Origin of the sequence: Mucilaginibacter gracilis, from assembly GCF_003633615.1 — a bacterium.
Lineage (GTDB): Bacteria > Bacteroidota > Bacteroidia > Sphingobacteriales > Sphingobacteriaceae > Mucilaginibacter > Mucilaginibacter gracilis.
In genome coordinates this window covers 1,470,312-1,487,890 of sequence record NZ_RBKU01000001.1, presented here as the reverse complement: position 1 = coordinate 1,487,890, position 17,579 = coordinate 1,470,312, and the positions used below count along the sequence as shown (strand labels likewise).

Below are 17,579 nucleotides of genomic sequence, written 5' to 3'. Positions count from 1 at the left end.
AAAAAACAAAGCTATTGTAAAAATGCAAATGCCGGATTTTAACATGAGGCAAATAAAAGCATTTTTTTTAAAATCAACATCGTAATTTTAAAACGGAGAGCACTTAATAGTATTGCGTTTTGTAAAAAAATGTTTACTTAACCTCGTTTATGTACAGGTGCTGTAACGAATATGCATCGGGGTTGCGCTGGTAGTGCCGGTAATTGTTACGTATGTATTTAATAAATTCGTAATCGGTAGCTTCGGTTGCAAAATAGTAGCCGGGGCGGTATTTAAACATAAAATCGGTAAGCTGTGGGTCTTTTAAACCGGTTACCGATGCCACCAGGGTGCTGTTAAAACGGCTATCAATAATGCTTTGGTGGTATTCGCGGTCAATATCTTCGCGCAAGCGTGTGGCATTACGGCCCTCGCGGCTTAACATATTGTACAAGGCATCAATACTTAAGCCAACACCGCCCGAGCCAAAACTCAATAAATCATGATTGGCCAGTGAGCCATAAGCCTTGTTGTATAACTTTTTATTAATCTCTAACTGGTTTTGTGGTGCTAAAAAGCGGCCTGTAATGTACACCGGCTTTAGCGGTATACTGGTGCGCTTTAAATAAACCAGTAGGGATGTTTCGTCTTTAAGTTTGATGGTATCATTAAAAAAGCCTTCTTTATAGAATACCAGCAAATCGCCTTTTTGTGCGGGTAGTTTAAACTCGGCTTTTAAATTATTATAAATACTGGCCTTTGTGCTTAGGTTAACAATATTTACTTTGGCAATACGCTCTTTGGTGTTGTTATCAAACACAATACCGTCGATAGTTTTTGACTGGCTAAAAGCTACCGATAGGTTGATACTCAATAAAATAATGATCAGCCATGTTTTCATTGTGGAATAAAGCTAATCGTTCTGCCCTTAATTGTCATAACTTTAACAAAAATTAACACCCCTTACTTTACAACAACAAGTTTTTGGCCAAGTTTGATATTGTTATCGGCCATGTTGTTTAACGCCTTAAGTTCGTCAACAGTTAACCCAAAACGTTTAGAAATGTTGTAAAGTGTGTCGCCTTGTTTTACAGTGTATAATTTATCGGTTGGGGTTTGGGAAATAATAGAATCTTTCACGCTTTTGCCGATATTTTGATTGATCTGCGTAAGCACACGGTCTTCGCGTTTAATTTTTTGCACTTCGCCTTCAGGCCTGTCGTACTGATCGAGGTTATATTTTTCAATAACGGCAATAAGTAACTGCGGATATTTAGGGTTGGTAGCATAACCGGCAGCCTTTAAGCCGTTGGCCCAGCCCATGTAGTCGTTTTTATCCAATTCAAAAAGCGAAGCGTAACGTTTACGTTTCAAAAAGTTGGAATGGTCTCTGAAAGAATCTTCCGGGTTATCATAAACGCGGAAACAATCGTTTACCTGGTCGTCGTTTTTATAATAGCTTTTGCCTTTCCAATCGCTGGTGCATTTAATACCAAAGTGGTTGTTGGCTATACGCGCCAAATCGCCGTTGCCGTTGCCCGATTCAAATAAACCCTGCGCCAGTGTAATACTTGCCGGCACGCCATAAGCGTTCATTTCTTGTATGGCAATTTTTTTAAAACGTTGTATGTATTGGTCGGCGGTATAGGTGGGGTAATTGCCAATTGCAGCCTGGTGTTCTTTTTGTATCTCCTGGTTATTGTGCCTGGCCTGGCCGCTGCTTATGGTAGCAACTTTTTTACGTGCCGAACACGATGCTAAAGTAATAATAACAAACAAAGCACAGGTAATTTTTCGCATAAGCAGGGTTAATTATCGGCAAAGATAATAGATGCTTTTGTTTACACTGGCGATGCTTCGTAATTATTGCACATCATCCAATGCCGCGGCAAGGTTTGGTTGTGCTTCGGGCGTTTCGTCCAGGGTGTTGAGCTGGTATTTGGTTATGATGCTTAAAACCTGTGCGCCCCATTTGCGGCTGCTGGCATAGCCTGCTTTTTGAATGCCGTGTACCCAACCTAAATAATCGTAATGGGTAAATTTGGTGCTCAGGCCACTAAATTTTTTCTTTTCTGTAATTACACGGGCAAAATCCTCAAACGATTCGGCAATAGAATTGTATTGTTTATAAAGCGTACTCACTCTTTTATGACGGCGCTTATAAACTACAACGCTGTTGCCCTTCATGCCAAACTGGTTGTTTAAATGTTGGGCCAAAACGCTGTTGCCGCAGCCCGATTCGTGCATGGCAATGGCTAAAGTAATACTTGCGGGGATGCCGGTTTGGTGCATGATGCGGATGGCATCATCTTTAAATTTTTCGATATACGATTTTGAGGTGTTTTGCGCAGAGGCTTGTGCGGCTATAAAAAGCAATACAATCAGTACGGTTTTTTTCATAGTTGTTTTTTTCTGATCAGCATAATTCCGTCTCTAACAGGTAGTATTAATTGCTCTACCCTGTCGTCGGTACTAATCAATTTATTAAACTCTCTAATTGTGCGGGTATCGGTATCATTTGCTTGGTTATATACCTTTCCCTTCCACAAAACGTTGTCAACAATAATTACCCCTCCGGGCTTTAGCTGATCTATAATGAGCTGAAAATAAGCGTAATTGCTTTTTTTGTCGGCGTCAATAAACACAATATCGTAATTTTTATCCGATAATTCCAAAATTATTTGCGCCGCATCGCCAAAATGTGGAAAAATACGATCTTCAAAACCCGAGTTTTTAAAGTTTTTTCTAATCATTTCTTCCATCTCCAAATTCACTTCAATGGTATGTATTTCGCCGCCCTCAACCAAGCCTTCGGCCAGGCAAATTGTGGCGTAGCCGGTGTAAGTGCCTATTTCCAATATGCATTTAGGTTGCAGCATTTTGCTTAACATACTCAACAACCTGCCCTGGTAATGGCCCGAAAGCATGTTGGCTTTTAGCACCTTTAAATGAGTTTCCCTGTTAATAGTTATTAACATTTTGGGCTCGGGAGGGCAATGTTGCTCCAAATAGGCTTGCAGGGCGGGGTCGAGAATCTCCATACCGTTGATTTTTAATGATTTTTATGATTTCGCTGATTGATTTATTATTTGATCTGATTTTTCAGTTTTCTTTCGTTGGTGATTCTTTTGAACTCTAGGCTTTTTGAGCCAAAGTTTATAAGTAGCCCTGTTTCAAGGTTATAAGCTTCCAGATAGTTAATGGCTTGCGCAAGGTGAGCAGCTTCTAAACGTGATGTTGCTTTTAGTTCAACTATAATTTTATCTTCAACCAAAAAGTCAACGCGGCGAGATCCAACGTTTATCCCATCGTAATAAACAGGCATTTCATATTCCTTTGTAAAAAGCAAAACCGCTTTATTTAATTCAATTGCTAAGCATCGCTGGTAGATAACCTCCGGGAAACCATTCCCTAATTGAGTATGCACCTTCATGGCACAGCCGATAATTTTACCAGTCAGCTCCGAATGCTTGTAATTATTATTTATCATATCTAACAAATCAATTAGGATCTAAATATGTGTAATTATTTATATCATACGACACAAAAATCAAATCAGCGAAATCATAAAAATCATTTAAAATCTGCGGTCCATATAAGATTGCAATATTATAGTTGCCGAAATCGTATCAACCAATTCCTTATTTCGCCTGTCCATTTTACCCATGCCGCTTTGTGCAATTACCGCCGATGCCATTTTGGAGGTAAAACGTTCGTCTAACATTTCAATGGGTATATCTGGGAAGTTTTTTTTGAGGATGGTAACAAAACCCCTAACGTGCGGTGCCGATTGTGATGCCGTATTATCCATTTGCTTAGGTTCGCCCACAATAAAGCGTTCCACAGGGTTTGTTATGAAATATTTTTTTAGGTATTCCACAATATCCTTAGGGTGTACGGTATCTAACCCGGTGGCAATAATTTGCAAAGGGTCGGTAACGGCAATGCCAATGCGTTTGGTTCCGTAGTCAAAAGCCATTATTCTCATGGGGCGTATTGCGTAATGCGATATGCGTATTGCGCCATGCAAAAGTAGCTTATTTGCTTTTAGCGATTTATTTTTTGTCATAAATCAAAAAAATCGCAATACGCAATACGCATATCTCAATACTAATTTAGTATTTTGCACCAAATGCAGTTTAGTTCGATAGTTGGGCAGGGCGAGATCAAGCAAAGATTGATTAATACGGTTAAAGAAAACCGGGTTAGCCATGCGCAGTTATTTTTGGGTCCCGAAGGTTCGGGTAGTTTGGCACTTGCCATAGCCTATGCCCAATATGTATCGTGCGAGGATAAAAGCGACCACGATTCGTGCGGAGTATGCGCATCGTGCCGCAAGTATCAAAAGCTGGTTCACCCCGATCTGCATTTTTCGTACCCCTTTTTTGCTAAACATAAAGACGATACCGCACTCAGTTTTATTGAACAATGGCGCGATGCTATTATAAAGCACCCCTACCTTAGCCTTGATATTTGGCGCGGATATTTGGATGCCGAAAACAAGCAAGCCAATATTAACATTGCCGAGTGCCACCAGATAATAAAAAAACTAAGCTTTAAGCCGTTTGAATCGGCCTATAAAATTTTAATACTCTGGCTACCCGAGTACCTGGATAAAACGGGTAACGCCCTGCTCAAAATTATTGAAGAGCCGCAGCCCAATACCTTATTTTTACTGGTGGCCCAAAACCAGGACCAAATACTTAACACCATTTTATCGCGCACGCAGCTTGTAAAAATACCCTGCCTTAATGATAACGAGGTTAAACAGTATTTAATAAACGAACATCACCAAACCGAACACGCCGCTGCCGAAATTGCCTTTTTAAGCGACGGTAACCTAACCGAGGCTTTGGCTATGCTGAACAACGACGAGAGCAGCTATCACGATTATTTTTTAAAGTGGCTGCGCATGTGTTTTTCAAATAAAGGTTTAGAGATTGTTGATTTTGTTGATGTACTGGCAAAGCTGGGCCGCGAAAATCAAAAAAACTTTATGCGGTATGGCATAAGCTATATACGCGAATGCTGTATGTTGCTGGCCGGTGCCGGCAACCTGGTACACCTGCCGGCAAAGGAGCTGGATACGGCGCAAAAAATGATATCGGTTATGAGTTTGCCCATGGCTGCCGCCATTAGCGAACTGCTTGAAAAAGCGCATTATCATGTAGAAAGAAATGCGAACCCGAAAATTTTATTTTTAGATGTATCTTTACAAATTGTTAAGATACTAAAATTTAAAACGATCCCGCAAGGGACACACTATATACCGAACTAAATTATGGGATGCGGAAGTTGCTCAACAGGCGGATGTGCGCCTGCAGGCTGCAAAAGTAATGGCAGTTGCCTTACTAATGGTTGCAGTAAATTAGATGTTTACGATTGGCTTTCTAACATGGATATGCCAACAAATTATAAGCCTTTTCCAATCATTGAAGTAAAATTCAAAGGTTCGCGGAAGGAATTTTTTGTTAACCTGGATAATATTTACCTGGAAGCAGGCGAACTGGTTGCCGTTGAAACCACCACCGGTGGGTTTGATATTGGCCATGTATCTATAACTGGCGAACTGGTGCGTATGCAAATGGTTAAGCGCCATGTAAACGAAGCCGACGTTGCTAAAAAGATATATCGAAAAGCCACACCCGCGGATGTGGACAAATGGAAAATAGCAAAGGATCTGGAATGGGAAACCATGCACAAGGCGCGCACGCTTGCCATTGAACTTGGCCTATCTATGAAGATAAGCGATGTTGATTACCAGGGCGATAAAACTAAGGCTACTTTTTACTACACTGCCGAGGGCCGGGTTGATTTTAGGGAATTGATTAAGCGCATGGCCGAATCATTTAGGATAAGGATTGAAATGCGCCAGATTGGTATGCGCCAGGAAGCCAGCAGGCTTGGTGGCATAGGCTCATGCGGCCGCGAATTATGCTGCTCAACCTGGTTAACAGATTTTAAAACTGTTTCAACATCGGCGGCAAGGTATCAAAACCTGTCGTTAAATACATTGAAACTGGCTGGCCAGTGCGGTAAACTAAAGTGCTGCCTTAACTATGAGCTGGATACGTACATGGATGCGCTTAAACACATACCCGATAACGTAAACTATTTGAAGACCGAAAAGGGGGATGCCCGCTTGCAAAAGACGGACATATTTAAAAAAATAATGTGGTTTAGTTATCCTAAAGATGATAACTGGGTGCCGGTTGAGATAAGCCGCGTAAAGGAAATTCAGAAACAAAACCGCGACGGCGTAATACCTGCCGACCTGGGCGAATTTGCTAATATAGAGGAACTGATTAAACAACCTGACTATGAAAACGTAGTTGGGCAGGATAGCTTAACCCGCCTTGACGACCGTAACCGTAATCAAAATAAAAACAACAAAAACCGCAATAATAAAAACCGGAAGCCTTCGCAGGATGCACGGCCAGCTAATGCTAATGCCGATGCCAGGCCTGCCAAGCCAAACCAACAACAGCAGCAGCAAAAACAGCATCAACAGCAACAACCTCGGCCGCAAGGGCAGCCTCAGCAGCCTCGTAACATAATAGAGGGTGCTAAACCAACCGAAGGCGGCGTTGCGCCGGCTAATAATGCCAACAGGCGCAACAACCGCAGGCACAGGCCAAACCGCGGTGGTGGCGGCAATGCTAATAACCCCAACAATAACAAACCCAAACCAACAGGAAACGAATAATGAAACCGGCTTTAAAAAGCTTTATTGTTTGCCTAACTGCTATAGCGGTATTGGCGTTGGGCAGCTGCGGCATACATGACCGTAATAGGATTATTGACCAAAATACCGAGGTTGAAAATCAAAATTGGGGCTATCATAGCCGCATAAGTTGTGTTTTTGACATTGCCGATGCGGCAATTGCTTACAACCTGTATCTAAATTTACGGGTTACGCCCGATTATAAGTACTCAAACATTTTTATACTTATTCACCAGGTGGGCCCGGATAAAAAAACTGAAACTACCCGTTACGAGTTTACCTTGGCCGATAAAGACGGCCAATGGTTAGGGCGCGGAACGGGTAATTTATACACCTATCAGGTTCCGTTCCGAACCAGTTATAAATTCCCTGTTAAGGGTAAATACCGTATAGAAATAGAGCAAAACATGCGCGATAACCCCCTGCACCAGGTTAGCGATGTTGGGTTGCGGGTTGAAAAGGCCGAGTAGGGTTTATTCAATAATCACACCATTTTCAACAAAATCTTTAAATGTTGCCAACGACTCTGCATTGATAAACTCGCAGCTATCCAATAATATAAAATAATAGAGTTTGCCATCAAACCGGCTAAATTTGCGCGCATCTGCGTAGTATTTAATCTTATCTCCACTCCCGTTAGCTTTGGGTGTTTCAACTGCGTCTTCCATTAACATACCGGGGTATGCGGGTCTGCTGCGTTCAAAAGCAATGGCGTATGAGTGTCCCCCGCCAATTTGCGGATACAGGGTAGGGTCAATAATTTCGTAGGCAATGCCGTTTTTAATCTGGCCAACAGTAAAGCTAATTGGTTTGCGGTTGGTGTATTGTGCAGTAAACAAATCCATAAACTGGCTTAATGATTGATTTGGCTTTGCAGCGCGTGTAAACATTAATATACTGAAGCCAATTTTTTGACCGCTTTTTGCAGTAGCCCGCGGAGGGGTAATCATAGTATAAGTTTGACCGCCTTTATAATCATTAGGCCTGAAACCCCATGTACTATCAATACTCAACTTGGTGCCCATCACCCAATTGGTAAGTATTACATGGCTTTTGTTTGTACCATACATAAACCACATGTTTTTAGCTGCAATGGTTGTATCAACAGGCGGAGCATGTAGTGCCCCCTTTTTGTAAAAGGCTAACTCTTTTTCTATATAGGATGTTTCGCCCTGTATGGTACTTGATTTTTCTGCCGCAAATAAAGCAGTTGCGGGCATGCTGGCCAGGGTACAAGCTACAGCATAGTCGGCCCAAAACAAAGCGTGCGCTACCGGAAGCTGTTGATATTGCAGCGCCAGCCGGTAGTTATTAAACGAAAGATCTATCCGGGCAGATAGCGCGTAATGATTACCTAAAAACCAATAAACCCGGTAGTCTGTAGGCGAAAGTGCTTTTGCCACTTCATAGCAATCAATAGCTTTTTGATAATATTCTTCTACCTCCATATTGTACAGATAGTGGGCAATATCGCCAATTAGCAGGTTGGTTTCAATGTTACCTGCCGGTAGTTTTTTAAGTTCGGTATATAAGCCGGTTAGTTTTTTTATAACAGCGTTTTTTGGTACTTTATAATTCCAGTTGTGTACCCAGTGGTTGTAAAACCCTTGGTTGTTTTTTAAAAAATCAATATCAGGCTGTACGCCCTGCGGATAACCAACTTTATTAAGTTCAATAGCGTTAATATTGGCGCGCAACGTGGTTACTGTGCATAATAACACAAAAACCGCAATCGCTTTTATTGCCCGGAAGAAATGTTTTTTCATTGTAGTAAAACGGTTTGGTAACGATAAATATAGATAAAACAGATAAATATACTATAACTTTTGCCTACAGTTATTTTAGCAATATTTTTAGTTTAATAAATTTTATACCTTTGTTTTGCTAAAAATATTATCAAATGGAAATTGCTTTATTAGCCTTTGCGGTAGTAATATTAACTGTTGCTATTGTTTTGTTTTTGCGGAGGTTAACCGCAACAGCAGGCAACCAAAACCAGCTTATTGCCGAAAATAACGAGCTTAAACTTAAAGTGGCCCGCACCGAAGAGCGTGCCGCAAATATGGCTGCCGAACGGGATAATACCGCCCAGGCCCTGCATAGCGAGCGTTTGCGGTTGGAAGCCGGCCTTGCCGCTTTGAACGAGCAATTACTTACCGAAAAAAACTTTAATGCCAAAACCCAGGAAGCCTTAAATGCCCAACGCCAACGTTTGGTAGAGCAGGAAGTGTACCTGCAACAGGTGCAAGCCAAGTTTAAGCACGAATTTGAAAACATGGCCAGTAAACTGCTGGATGATAAATCGGCTAAGTTTACCGAGCATAACCGGACAAATCTGGATATAATATTGAATCCGTTTAAAGATAAATTGAAGGATTTTGAAGACAAGGTTGATAAGGTTTACAAAATGGAGGCCGAGGAACGCAATGTTTTGCGGGGCGTTATAGGCACGCTAATGGATTTAAACAAACAAATAAGCGAAGAAGCCCAAAACCTGACAAAGGCATTAAAGGGCGACAACAAAAAAGCGGGTAATTGGGGCGAGGTTATTTTGGAGCGTGTTTTGGAACGCTCGGGCCTGGTTAAAGATCAGGAATACCGCATACAAGCCAGTATGCAAACTACGGATGGAAACCGATACCAGCCAGATGTGGTAATTGACCTGCCCGACGAAAAGCATTTGGTTATAGACGCTAAAGTATCGTTAGTGGCCTACGAGCGCCTCGTGAATTGCGAAACAGAAGATGACCGTAAACTTTTTGCGCGCGCACATATCGAATCCATCAAAAGCCATATTAATTCGTTATCATCAAAAAGATACCATGATTTGTATCAGATTAATTCGCCCGATTTTGTTTTGTTATTTGTACCCATCGAATCGTCCTTCAGCATAGCGGTGCAGCTCGACGGCGAATTGTTTAATTACGCCTGGGATAAACGGGTGGTAATTGTTAGCCCCTCAACCTTGCTGGCCACCCTGCGCACCATTGCAAGTATCTGGAAGCAGGAACGCCAAAACCGCAATGTGTTGGAGATTGCCCGCCTAAGCGGCGAAATGTACGATAAGTTTCACGGCTTTATTGTTGATATGGAAGGCATCGGCAACAGCATCCGCTCAACACAGGTTAATTACGATAAGGCATTGAACAAACTATCAACCGGGCGTGGTAACTTAACCGTAACGGCAGATAAAATAAAGCGCCTCGGCGCTAAGGCCGATAAACAAATTGATCAGAAATATTTGAACGACGTGGCCGATTGATGATCATTTGCTACTTATAGTGGTTTTCATGTCCATTAACATCTTCATTTTTCCATCCATTTTTACGCCAGCAGCTTGTGGCATTGTCATGTTATAATTAATATTCATGTTTTTTTTAATGCTAGTGGGGTAGTTGGCCTTGATGTCAAAAACAAGTTTGCCATCTCCGTCGCCTGTCATGTTCATTGCCATCGCCATGCCTGCTGCATTGCCTGCTACATCCATAGTAATATCATATACCGCATCAAAATATGCAATGTTGTCTTCTATAGCTGTAAGTTTGTATGTGGTTTTAGATATAAGCTTTAACTGCATGTCTGCAATTGGCAAATCCATTGGGGTATCTTGCGTAAACGAATCTCCTATTTTCATGGGTTTTTCCGGAAATTTGACAATAGCTTGAATTCCTTTAATCGTTGTTGTCATGCTGTTTTTTATTTCATCAGTGGCTTTTGTTCCGGCTATTGAGTCAAGATTCATTTTTCCGTCTGCTGTGTAGGTTCCATACATAACTGTGCTCGTCGCTGGAACGGGCATTGGGTTTTCCTTTCCGTTTATGTTCATTTTTGAAGCCAGCGTTTTCATGGTCATGGTAAACGGAATTTTATTTACGGCATTAACCAATCCGGTTTTAATATCACCGTTGACGGCGCTTTGCGCATTCATTATCATAGGGAAACTTTGCCCGCTTTTTATCTGGTTTATTGTTGCCGAGTCGCCCGAAATGTTCATTTCCATGTTCATATTCATATTCATCACCATATCATAATGGTAGTTTGGCTTAACCAACATTTTAAAGATCATTTGTTTTTGTGCGTGCGATTGGGCTCCAATAAATAAAAATAAGGCGATTATAGAAAGTGATTTTTTCATATGCTGATGATATACAATAAACGTACTGATTATTTTGAAAAAAGCCCGTGTTATAGCTCAAAAATATCCACATCGATGCGGATACTGAATAAATATTCGATATTCGTGATTAACAACCGGTGCCCGGTATTTGCTCGTAATTTATGAAGATCATCACATACAATGTTAACGGAATACGCTCGGCGATGAGCAAAAACTGGCTTGCATGGCTACAGGCGTCGGATGCGGATGTGGTTTGTTTGCAGGAAATAAAAGCAACTCCCGATGTTTTAACCGACTTGCATTTGGTTGAAAACCTGGGTTACGAACACTATTGGTACCCCGCCGAAAAAAAGGGTTACAGCGGCACTGCCATTTTAACTAAATGCACCCCAAAGCATGTTGAATATGGTTGCGGCATTACTGATTTTGACCGCGAAGGCAGAAACATCCGCGTTGATTTTGATGAGGTATCGGTAATGAGCACCTACTTCCCCTCCGGCTCAAGCGGTGATGAGCGGCAGGTTTTTAAATACCGTTTTTTAGATGAATTTGGCCAGTATATCGATCAGTTAAAGTTAGAATGCCCTAACCTTGTAATTAGTGGCGATTACAACATTTGCCATAAGCCGATAGATATTCATAACCCCAAATCGAACGCTAATTCATCCGGCTTTTTGCCCGAAGAACGGGAGTGGATGGAAAACTTTGTGCAAAGCGGCTTTGTAGATACCTTTCGCCACCTAAACCCCGAACCACATAACTATACCTGGTGGAGTTTCCGCGCTAATGCCCGCGCCAAAAACCTCGGGTGGCGTATTGATTATAATATGGCAAGTACGCCATTGCTGGATAAAATAAAACGTGCGGCCATTTTACCCGAAGCAAGGCACTCCGACCATTGCCCGGTATTGTTGGAATTGGATTTTTAGTTTCGGGTTTATACGGGGCCAAGCTCTTTTCGCATTACAAAATCATTCATCCAGTACGTCCCAATGGGTATGTCTTCTTCATAAGCCACTGCAAAGCCCATCTTTTCATAAAAGCTAAGGGCTTTATTATGGCGGTTAACGTTCAAATCAAGCGTATGCTTACCGGTGGCCCGTACTCTCTTGCAAACTTCATCAATTAAAATTTTACCATAACCTTTGCCTTGCGTTTGCGGCAGGCAATAAAGCTTGTGCAACTTATAAATATCGGCATCCTCTTCACGTGGCGAATAAGCAGCAAAGGCCACAGGTACATCATCCGCAAACAACAGGATGAACGTTTGCTCACCCGTACTTATCTGCCGGCTTATTTTTGCTTCGCTATACAAAACACTTAGCATATAAGCTATTTGCTCTGTACTCAATATTGGCGAATAAGTTGGCCACCAGGTTTTTTGCGCAATCTCTAAAATTGCGGCTACATCGCCAATAATTGCTTCGCGGATATTCATCAATAATTTAAAGCTCGGCTTCGGTGCTTGTTGCGCCTACTGCAAAATATTGCTCCAGTTCGGCCAGGGTGGATGAGTTGGTGGCAATATCCTTAATTATCTTTCCCTTTTCCATCAGCAAAATACGATCGCAAACGTCGGTAACATGGTTTAAATCGTGGCTGGATACAATTGCAGTCATGCCGCGCTGTTTATTTAAATCCTTAATCATGTTTTTTAACCTTATTTGCGTGCTGGGGTCAATATTGGCAAAGGGCTCGTCCAACATTAAAAGTTCAGGGTTTTGTAAAAGGCAAGCGGCCACGCCAACCTTGCACTGGTTTCCTTTACTGAGGTCGCGAATGTATTTGCCGCGCTTTAATATTTCGCCATTAAAAAAATCGGTAAGGGTTACCAAAAATTCGTCAACATGGGCTCGGCTTTGCTGGTGCAGGCCGCCTATAAAGTAAAAATACTCTTCGGGCGTAAGGTAATCAATCAAAAAGCCCTCGTCCAGATACGATCCTGTATAATCCTTCCATTTTTCGCTTTGGGCAACGTTTTCGTTGTTTGATAGTACTTCGCCATTATCCGGGCGTATCAAATCAAGCATCATGCGGAACAACGTGGTTTTACCCGCACCGTTGTTACCAACCAGGCCAACACACTCGCCCTTGCGTATCTCTAAATAGGGTACATTAACCACCGTAACGCCACCATAAACTTTTTTCAGATCTTTAACTTCTATCATAACTATTTGTTTCTAAAGCCTTCGGCAATGGTATATTTTCTATTATTAAAATCTTTTTCGAGGTATTTTATCCAGTAAGGGCGCATCATAAACGAGAATGCACCAATGGCGCCTAATATAAGCAGGGCTATATCGGGGTGTTTAAGCCAGGCCAGCGGGCCATAAACAATGTAAGGCGTTATCATTAACGGAAAACCAACTAACAATTGGGTTGCGCCAACGCCTTCCCAGTTGAACGATGCGCCTTTGCTTAGGTCAATCCGTTTGTAATTACGGTTGGCAAAAAACAATACTACGTTTGTGCTTATGCCAATATTCCACAGGTACATGGCAAAATGTACAACAATAATGTGCCAGCCAAAATATGCATAAGGCAGGGTTAGGATAAAAGCCACAGTTGAAACCGTAGTAAACAACAAGTACTTGGCCTTTAAAAAATCGCTGAATTTAACCTTGCTCACCAATATGCCATCAAAATGGCTGGCCTGCCAGCCGTACATAAACTGACCGTAGTTAATAATGAAAATACCCGTCATAAACTGACCGCAAAAAACTTTCCAGCCTTCGCCATACACCTTATTGGTATAAAATAGTAAACCGTATAACAAGAATATACTTGTCATGATAAAAGCGGAACGCGAGCGCTTATTGCGGAAAATGAGTTTAATTTCGTTGCCAACCAAATCGCCAACTTTGCCAAAGCGGTCAAGTACCGGGTATTCGGTACTGCTTTTATAGGATGTTTTGCGCGAACCTAATTCTTCTAAATAAAGGTTGCTTTTGAGGTATAAAAAGTTAACGTAATACATGCCAACAGCTAATAATACGGGCAGGGCGAGTAAAGCTGGTTGCGCACTTAAATGACCGAAGAACCATAGTGATGGCACGCGGAACGAAACAACACCCCACTTAAAATCTAAAGCGACGAGTATGGATAGCGTTGCCGCAAAGGCCACCGAAATCCACCCGTTGATATTAGAGCGGCGTTTGATATATAGTGCCAGATAGTTATTGAAACCCGCAAACGCAATTATAGAAAGGAAAAAAACTAATGCGGTTATAAAACCCTGGTTGTACCAAATAAATTTACAGATAAACGGTGTAAAAAGTATAAACGGCCACAGGTTAAAAAACGATTGAAGCGAAGCAAATGATAAATACCTAACCAGTGCATTTTTTTTAATTGCTAAATGCAGATAAGGTTGAACCTGCAAAGTAGGTAGTTCTTGCAGTTGAAAGCGCATCAGCAAATCGAACAAAAAGTAATAAAATAAAATGCCCGAGAACGATGTGATGAGGTTTTGTTTAGGAAAACTCCTTACCAAAAGTGTATCCATAAAAAAGGCCAGAGCCAATACCTCTAACAGCAACAATGCTATTAATATGCCCATAACAATGCGTACGGCTAGGGCCTTTCCCGAATTTTTTGAGCGCCAAAAGGCTTTTAATTCATGTCGGATAAAAGTTAATGTCATGCGTCGGTTATTAGTTTTTGTATTTAGATACCAGATGGATTAAAATATTACACATTGTGTTGTTTTCTTTTTTGAGCAGGAGGCTTAAAGTGTTAATATTTATACCTGTCGCCCCAAAGCTTCTTTAGTTTTTCTTTGGCCTCGGCTTCGCGGGCATTGTTGCCGGGTTCATAAAGTTTAGTTCCGCGGATAGCATCGGGTAAAAAGTCGAGGTCAACAAAATTGCCTTCAAAGCCGTGGGCGTATTTATAATCTTTACCGTAACCAATGTTTTTCATCAGTTTGGTTGGCGCGTTGCGCAGGTGCAACGGAACAGGTAAATCGCCGGTTTGGCGCACCAAAGCCATTGCCGCCCCTATTGCGGTGGTTGCCGAATTGCTTTTTGGAGATGTTGCCAGGTAAATAACCGTTTGCGATAATATGAGTTGCGACTCGGGCATGCCAATTACATTTACTGCATTAAAGCAGCTTTGGGCAAGCAGCAAGGCGTTAGGGTTGGCGTTACCAATATCTTCGGATGCGAGGATGAGCATCCGGCGGGCTATAAACAGCGGGTCTTCGCCTCCCACTATCATGCGGGCCAGCCAGTAAATGGCACCGTTTGGGTCCGACCCGCGCATTGATTTGATGAAGGCCGAAATAATATCGTAATGCTGCTCGCCCGCTTTATCATAAAGTGCTAGGTTTTGCTGCACATGCTCCAGCACCAATTGGTTGGTAATGGTGATATTTTTGCCGTCGATAGCGTTAATAAGCAGCTCAAAAATATTGAGCAGCTTGCGTGCATCTCCACCCGAAAGGCGGATGAGGGCCTCGTAATCCTGTATGGTAATGTTGCGCTTTTTTAAAACCTCGTCTTGCTGTTGCGATGTTTGCAGCAGGTGTATCAAATCGTCTTCGCTGAGGGGTTTTAAAATATAAACCTGGCATCGCGAAAGCAAAGCCGAAATAACTTCGAACGAGGGGTTTTCGGTAGTGGCACCAATCAGGGTAACTATACCGCGCTCAACGGCACCCAACAGCGAGTCTTGCTGCGATTTAGAAAAACGGTGAATTTCGTCAATAAATAATATGGGCAAGGTTTGTCCCTCGTTGCGCAATTGCGATGCTTTCTCAATCACCTCGCGCACATCTTTAACCCCCGAGTTGATGGCACTCAACGAAAAAAAAGGCCTGTCTAACGATTGGGAAATGATAAAGGCCAGCGTAGTTTTACCAACACCCGGCGGTCCCCAAAATATCATTGATGGCAGCGTGCCCGCTACAATAGCTTTACGCAACACGGCACCGGGGCCCACTAAATGTTTTTGCCCAACATAATCGTCGAGGTTTTTTGGGCGCATACGTTCGGCCAGTGGCGGTAGGGTACTCATAAAAGTAAAATTAGGAAAATATGAAATGGAAAGCCTAAAAAAGTTAGTAGGCAATCAAAATGTATGCCCTAAATCTTATACTTCTCCCTAAGTGTTTCGCTCATGGCATAAGCATCGGCAATAACCGCTTCAGGGTAGCCTAAGCCAGCCATTATGGCAATGGCGTTTTTGTTTTTTAAAATGCCGGGCTTTATTTTGTAATCAAAAACCAGGCGGGTATCTGCCACCTGCTCTTCAAAGCAATAAATGGCATATTCGTTGCCCAATAATTCGGCCAGCTCTAAATCGTGGGTAGATACAAAAACAAAGCTTTTGTTGGCCGTAAAGTACGATAATATTGCTTTTGCTGCGGCCACCCTTTCAATGGTGTTGGTGCCGCGAAAAATCTCGTCAATAATAACCAGGCTTTTAACAGGCCTGGCCTTGCTTTGGTTCATGATGTTGAGTACCGATATTGCTTCGGCCTGGAAATAGCTTTTGTGTTCTTCCATATCGTCGCTAATGCGGATACTGGTGAACAGTTGCAGCAATGGCGCTTCGTATTGTTTGGTACACGATGTGTAAAGTGTTTGCGATAACAATGTGTTTGCGGCTAATGCCCGTATAAAAGTTGTTTTGCCCGACATGTTAGAACCCGTAACTAAAACACCTTGATTATCAAATGTATGCAGTGAATTGGGTACGCAGTTTTCAACGAGCGGATGATAAAGCCCCGTTACGTTTAAAGCATTATAATTGTTAATAAAAACCGGTTTGCTATAGTAAGGCAACCCCAGCCTGAACGATTGGATGGATATGGCCATATCAATTTTGCCCACGTAGTTAAACAGCGCCTCAATATCATCGCGGTACCGGGTTACTTTGTTAATAGATGAGATAAACATGGCGGGCTCAATAACCAACATAATTTTAATGAGTTCCCAAATGGCATAAGCAATGTCGGTAGGGTCGTTGGCAACGCCGCTCTCCAGGGTAACATAACGTAACGATTTATTGAGACGCTTTATGTTTTTAAGCCTGCCTTCAATTTCGGCATTTTCTGTTGTGGTAATTTTGTTATAAATGTTTTTTGATACCTGTGTTAGAATATAAAGCTGCGGCAGCGAGTGAATGTACTTTAAAATGTTGCTTTTGTTATTGTAGTGCAGGTAAAAATTAAAAAGCGTTAAACCCAATGCCAACAAAAACAAAGCCGATGTATGGATAATAATAGTTAAAATAACGGCCGAAATCCAAATAGCCCAGGCCAGCCTAATGTATAAGCTCAAGATAAAACCGTATAACGGGGGGTGCTTTTTAGCGAACAATTGATAAAGGTAATAGGCGTTTTTATTTCCCAACCTAAATAGTTCCATCTGGATAGCTGTACGTTTATCCTCGTCGGCACTTAATTGTTCGGCAAGTTTGTCCAGTGCTTGTAACCGGGAAATATCCTCCTGGGGCGAGCGTAGCTGATGGTATAAACATTGCTGCCCTGGTTTTGAGCAGGTTCGGTCGGCATAGTTGTAAATATTGTCGAGATCAATATCGTTGGCTACGCTATCGGGAATTGAGTTTTCTGTTTTTAGGTATTGGTGATAGCTGGCTATTAAATCAATATCGCGATAGTTATCGGTTGGTTGGCCCCAGTTATTAATTAGCTGCTCAATAAATAACTTGCGTTTATTAGCCCTACGGTTTTTGTTGAACGCATAAAATAAAACAAGCCCTAACACAATAAATACCAGGTATACCATATCCTAA

General features: G+C 42.0%; 18 protein-coding genes. 5 read left to right on the top strand and 13 right to left on the bottom strand.

Annotated features, from left to right (window positions below; genetic code table 11):
- Positions 1–133: 133 nt before the first annotated feature.
- From BDD43_RS06265 to ruvX, 6 genes are all read right to left on the bottom strand, one after another.
- On the bottom strand, positions 134–880 hold the full coding sequence (locus tag BDD43_RS06265) for a hypothetical protein (protein ID WP_121196869.1): 747 nt from the start codon (positions 878–880) through the stop codon (positions 134–136).
- 62 nt (positions 881–942) lie between these two features.
- Positions 943–1,779: a glucosaminidase domain-containing protein gene (locus BDD43_RS06260; protein WP_121196868.1), complete on the bottom strand. Its 837-nt coding sequence runs from the start codon at positions 1,777–1,779 to the stop codon at positions 943–945.
- A 63-nt stretch (positions 1,780–1,842) separates the two neighbouring features.
- Complete coding sequence (locus BDD43_RS06255; protein WP_121196867.1) at positions 1,843–2,379, bottom strand: glucosaminidase domain-containing protein; 537 nt, start codon at positions 2,377–2,379, stop codon at positions 1,843–1,845.
- On the bottom strand, positions 2,376–3,020 hold the full coding sequence (locus BDD43_RS06250; RefSeq protein WP_121196866.1) for an O-methyltransferase: 645 nt from the start codon (positions 3,018–3,020) through the stop codon (positions 2,376–2,378). The genes BDD43_RS06255 and BDD43_RS06250 overlap by 4 nt, the downstream gene beginning before the upstream one ends.
- A 44-nt stretch (positions 3,021–3,064) precedes the next feature.
- Positions 3,065–3,469 carry a GxxExxY protein gene (locus tag BDD43_RS06245; RefSeq protein ID WP_121196865.1) on the bottom strand — a complete coding sequence of 135 codons (405 nt, stop codon included), beginning with the start codon at positions 3,467–3,469 and terminating at the stop codon, positions 3,065–3,067.
- A gap of 87 nt (positions 3,470–3,556) precedes the next feature.
- Positions 3,557–3,967 (bottom strand): Holliday junction resolvase RuvX, encoded by a 411-nt coding sequence (gene ruvX / locus BDD43_RS06240; protein WP_121201897.1) that lies wholly within the window; start codon positions 3,965–3,967, stop codon positions 3,557–3,559.
- 144 nt (positions 3,968–4,111) lie between these two features.
- Between ruvX and BDD43_RS06235 the strand changes: the two genes are divergently transcribed.
- From BDD43_RS06235 to BDD43_RS06225, 3 genes are read left to right on the top strand one after another with little or no spacing between them, the layout of a single operon-like run.
- Positions 4,112–5,257, top strand: coding sequence for a DNA polymerase III subunit (locus tag BDD43_RS06235; protein WP_121196864.1), 1,146 nt, complete (start codon positions 4,112–4,114; stop codon positions 5,255–5,257).
- A gap of 3 nt (positions 5,258–5,260) precedes the next feature.
- A complete protein-coding gene (locus tag BDD43_RS06230) occupies positions 5,261–6,685 on the top strand; it encodes a PSP1 domain-containing protein (protein WP_121196863.1) in 1,425 nt (474 codons plus the stop codon).
- Complete coding sequence (locus BDD43_RS06225; RefSeq protein WP_121196862.1) at positions 6,685–7,173, top strand: gliding motility lipoprotein GldH; 489 nt, start codon at positions 6,685–6,687, stop codon at positions 7,171–7,173. The genes BDD43_RS06230 and BDD43_RS06225 overlap by 1 nt, the downstream gene beginning before the upstream one ends.
- A gap of 3 nt (positions 7,174–7,176) precedes the next feature.
- On the opposite strand, the gene BDD43_RS06220 is transcribed toward BDD43_RS06225, so the two are convergent.
- The gene (locus BDD43_RS06220; protein WP_121196861.1) at positions 7,177–8,469 is read right to left on the bottom strand and encodes a tetratricopeptide repeat protein; all 1,293 of its coding nucleotides are present in this window, start codon (positions 8,467–8,469) and stop codon (positions 7,177–7,179) included.
- A 134-nt stretch (positions 8,470–8,603) separates the two neighbouring features.
- Between BDD43_RS06220 and rmuC the strand changes: the two genes are divergently transcribed.
- Complete coding sequence (rmuC, locus tag BDD43_RS06215; protein WP_121196860.1) at positions 8,604–9,965, top strand: DNA recombination protein RmuC; 1,362 nt, start codon at positions 8,604–8,606, stop codon at positions 9,963–9,965.
- Between the two features lie 3 nt (positions 9,966–9,968).
- On the opposite strand, the gene BDD43_RS06210 is transcribed toward rmuC, so the two are convergent.
- On the bottom strand, positions 9,969–10,838 hold the full coding sequence (locus tag BDD43_RS06210; RefSeq protein ID WP_121196859.1) for a hypothetical protein: 870 nt from the start codon (positions 10,836–10,838) through the stop codon (positions 9,969–9,971).
- 143 nt (positions 10,839–10,981) lie between these two features.
- Here BDD43_RS06210 and BDD43_RS06205 point away from each other — a divergent pair, with 143 nt between their 5' ends.
- Complete coding sequence (locus BDD43_RS06205; RefSeq protein ID WP_121196858.1) at positions 10,982–11,749, top strand: exodeoxyribonuclease III; 768 nt, start codon at positions 10,982–10,984, stop codon at positions 11,747–11,749.
- A gap of 8 nt (positions 11,750–11,757) precedes the next feature.
- Here BDD43_RS06205 and BDD43_RS06200 read toward each other — a convergent pair whose 3' ends face one another.
- From BDD43_RS06200 to BDD43_RS06180, 5 genes are all read right to left on the bottom strand, one after another.
- Entirely contained in the window at positions 11,758–12,258 is a 501-nt protein-coding gene (locus tag BDD43_RS06200; RefSeq protein ID WP_121196857.1) for a GNAT family N-acetyltransferase, read from the bottom strand.
- Between the two features lie 7 nt (positions 12,259–12,265).
- Entirely contained in the window at positions 12,266–12,988 is a 723-nt protein-coding gene (locus BDD43_RS06195) for an ABC transporter ATP-binding protein (protein ID WP_121196856.1), read from the bottom strand.
- 2 nt (positions 12,989–12,990) lie between these two features.
- Positions 12,991–14,463 (bottom strand): DUF5687 family protein, encoded by a 1,473-nt coding sequence (locus tag BDD43_RS06190; protein WP_121196855.1) that lies wholly within the window; start codon positions 14,461–14,463, stop codon positions 12,991–12,993.
- Between the two features lie 92 nt (positions 14,464–14,555).
- Positions 14,556–15,836: a replication-associated recombination protein A gene (locus BDD43_RS06185; RefSeq protein WP_121196854.1), complete on the bottom strand. Its 1,281-nt coding sequence runs from the start codon at positions 15,834–15,836 to the stop codon at positions 14,556–14,558.
- 68 nt (positions 15,837–15,904) lie between these two features.
- A complete protein-coding gene (locus BDD43_RS06180) occupies positions 15,905–17,572 on the bottom strand; it encodes a MutS-related protein (protein WP_121196853.1) in 1,668 nt (555 codons plus the stop codon).
- Positions 17,573–17,579 lie beyond the last annotated feature (7 nt).

What these genes read in the sequence shown, in the direction of transcription:
- rmuC (WP_121196860.1), top strand. Translation starts at nt 8,604, where the DNA reads ATGGAAATTGCTTTATTAGCCTTTGCGGTAGTAATATTAACTGTTGCT.
- BDD43_RS06235 (WP_121196864.1), top strand. Translation starts at nt 4,112, where the DNA reads ATGCAGTTTAGTTCGATAGTTGGGCAGGGCGAGATCAAGCAAAGATTG.
- BDD43_RS06260 (WP_121196868.1), bottom strand. Translation starts at nt 1,779, where the DNA reads ATGCGAAAAATTACCTGTGCTTTGTTTGTTATTATTACTTTAGCATCG.
- BDD43_RS06265 (WP_121196869.1), bottom strand. Translation starts at nt 880, where the DNA reads ATGAAAACATGGCTGATCATTATTTTATTGAGTATCAACCTATCGGTA.
- BDD43_RS06200 (WP_121196857.1), bottom strand. Translation starts at nt 12,258, where the DNA reads ATGAATATCCGCGAAGCAATTATTGGCGATGTAGCCGCAATTTTAGAG.
- BDD43_RS06195 (WP_121196856.1), bottom strand. Translation starts at nt 12,988, where the DNA reads ATGATAGAAGTTAAAGATCTGAAAAAAGTTTATGGTGGCGTTACGGTG.
- BDD43_RS06245 (WP_121196865.1), bottom strand. Translation starts at nt 3,469, where the DNA reads ATGATAAATAATAATTACAAGCATTCGGAGCTGACTGGTAAAATTATC.
- BDD43_RS06180 (WP_121196853.1), bottom strand. Translation starts at nt 17,572, where the DNA reads ATGGTATACCTGGTATTTATTGTGTTAGGGCTTGTTTTATTTTATGCG.
- BDD43_RS06205 (WP_121196858.1), top strand. Translation starts at nt 10,982, where the DNA reads ATGAAGATCATCACATACAATGTTAACGGAATACGCTCGGCGATGAGC.
- BDD43_RS06255 (WP_121196867.1), bottom strand. Translation starts at nt 2,379, where the DNA reads ATGAAAAAAACCGTACTGATTGTATTGCTTTTTATAGCCGCACAAGCC.
- BDD43_RS06210 (WP_121196859.1), bottom strand. Translation starts at nt 10,838, where the DNA reads ATGAAAAAATCACTTTCTATAATCGCCTTATTTTTATTTATTGGAGCC.
- BDD43_RS06230 (WP_121196863.1), top strand. Translation starts at nt 5,261, where the DNA reads ATGGGATGCGGAAGTTGCTCAACAGGCGGATGTGCGCCTGCAGGCTGC.
- BDD43_RS06220 (WP_121196861.1), bottom strand. Translation starts at nt 8,469, where the DNA reads ATGAAAAAACATTTCTTCCGGGCAATAAAAGCGATTGCGGTTTTTGTG.
- ruvX (WP_121201897.1), bottom strand. Translation starts at nt 3,967, where the DNA reads ATGAGAATAATGGCTTTTGACTACGGAACCAAACGCATTGGCATTGCC.
- BDD43_RS06225 (WP_121196862.1), top strand. Translation starts at nt 6,685, where the DNA reads ATGAAACCGGCTTTAAAAAGCTTTATTGTTTGCCTAACTGCTATAGCG.
- BDD43_RS06190 (WP_121196855.1), bottom strand. Translation starts at nt 14,463, where the DNA reads ATGACATTAACTTTTATCCGACATGAATTAAAAGCCTTTTGGCGCTCA.
- BDD43_RS06250 (WP_121196866.1), bottom strand. Translation starts at nt 3,020, where the DNA reads ATGGAGATTCTCGACCCCGCCCTGCAAGCCTATTTGGAGCAACATTGC.
- BDD43_RS06185 (WP_121196854.1), bottom strand. Translation starts at nt 15,836, where the DNA reads ATGAGTACCCTACCGCCACTGGCCGAACGTATGCGCCCAAAAAACCTC.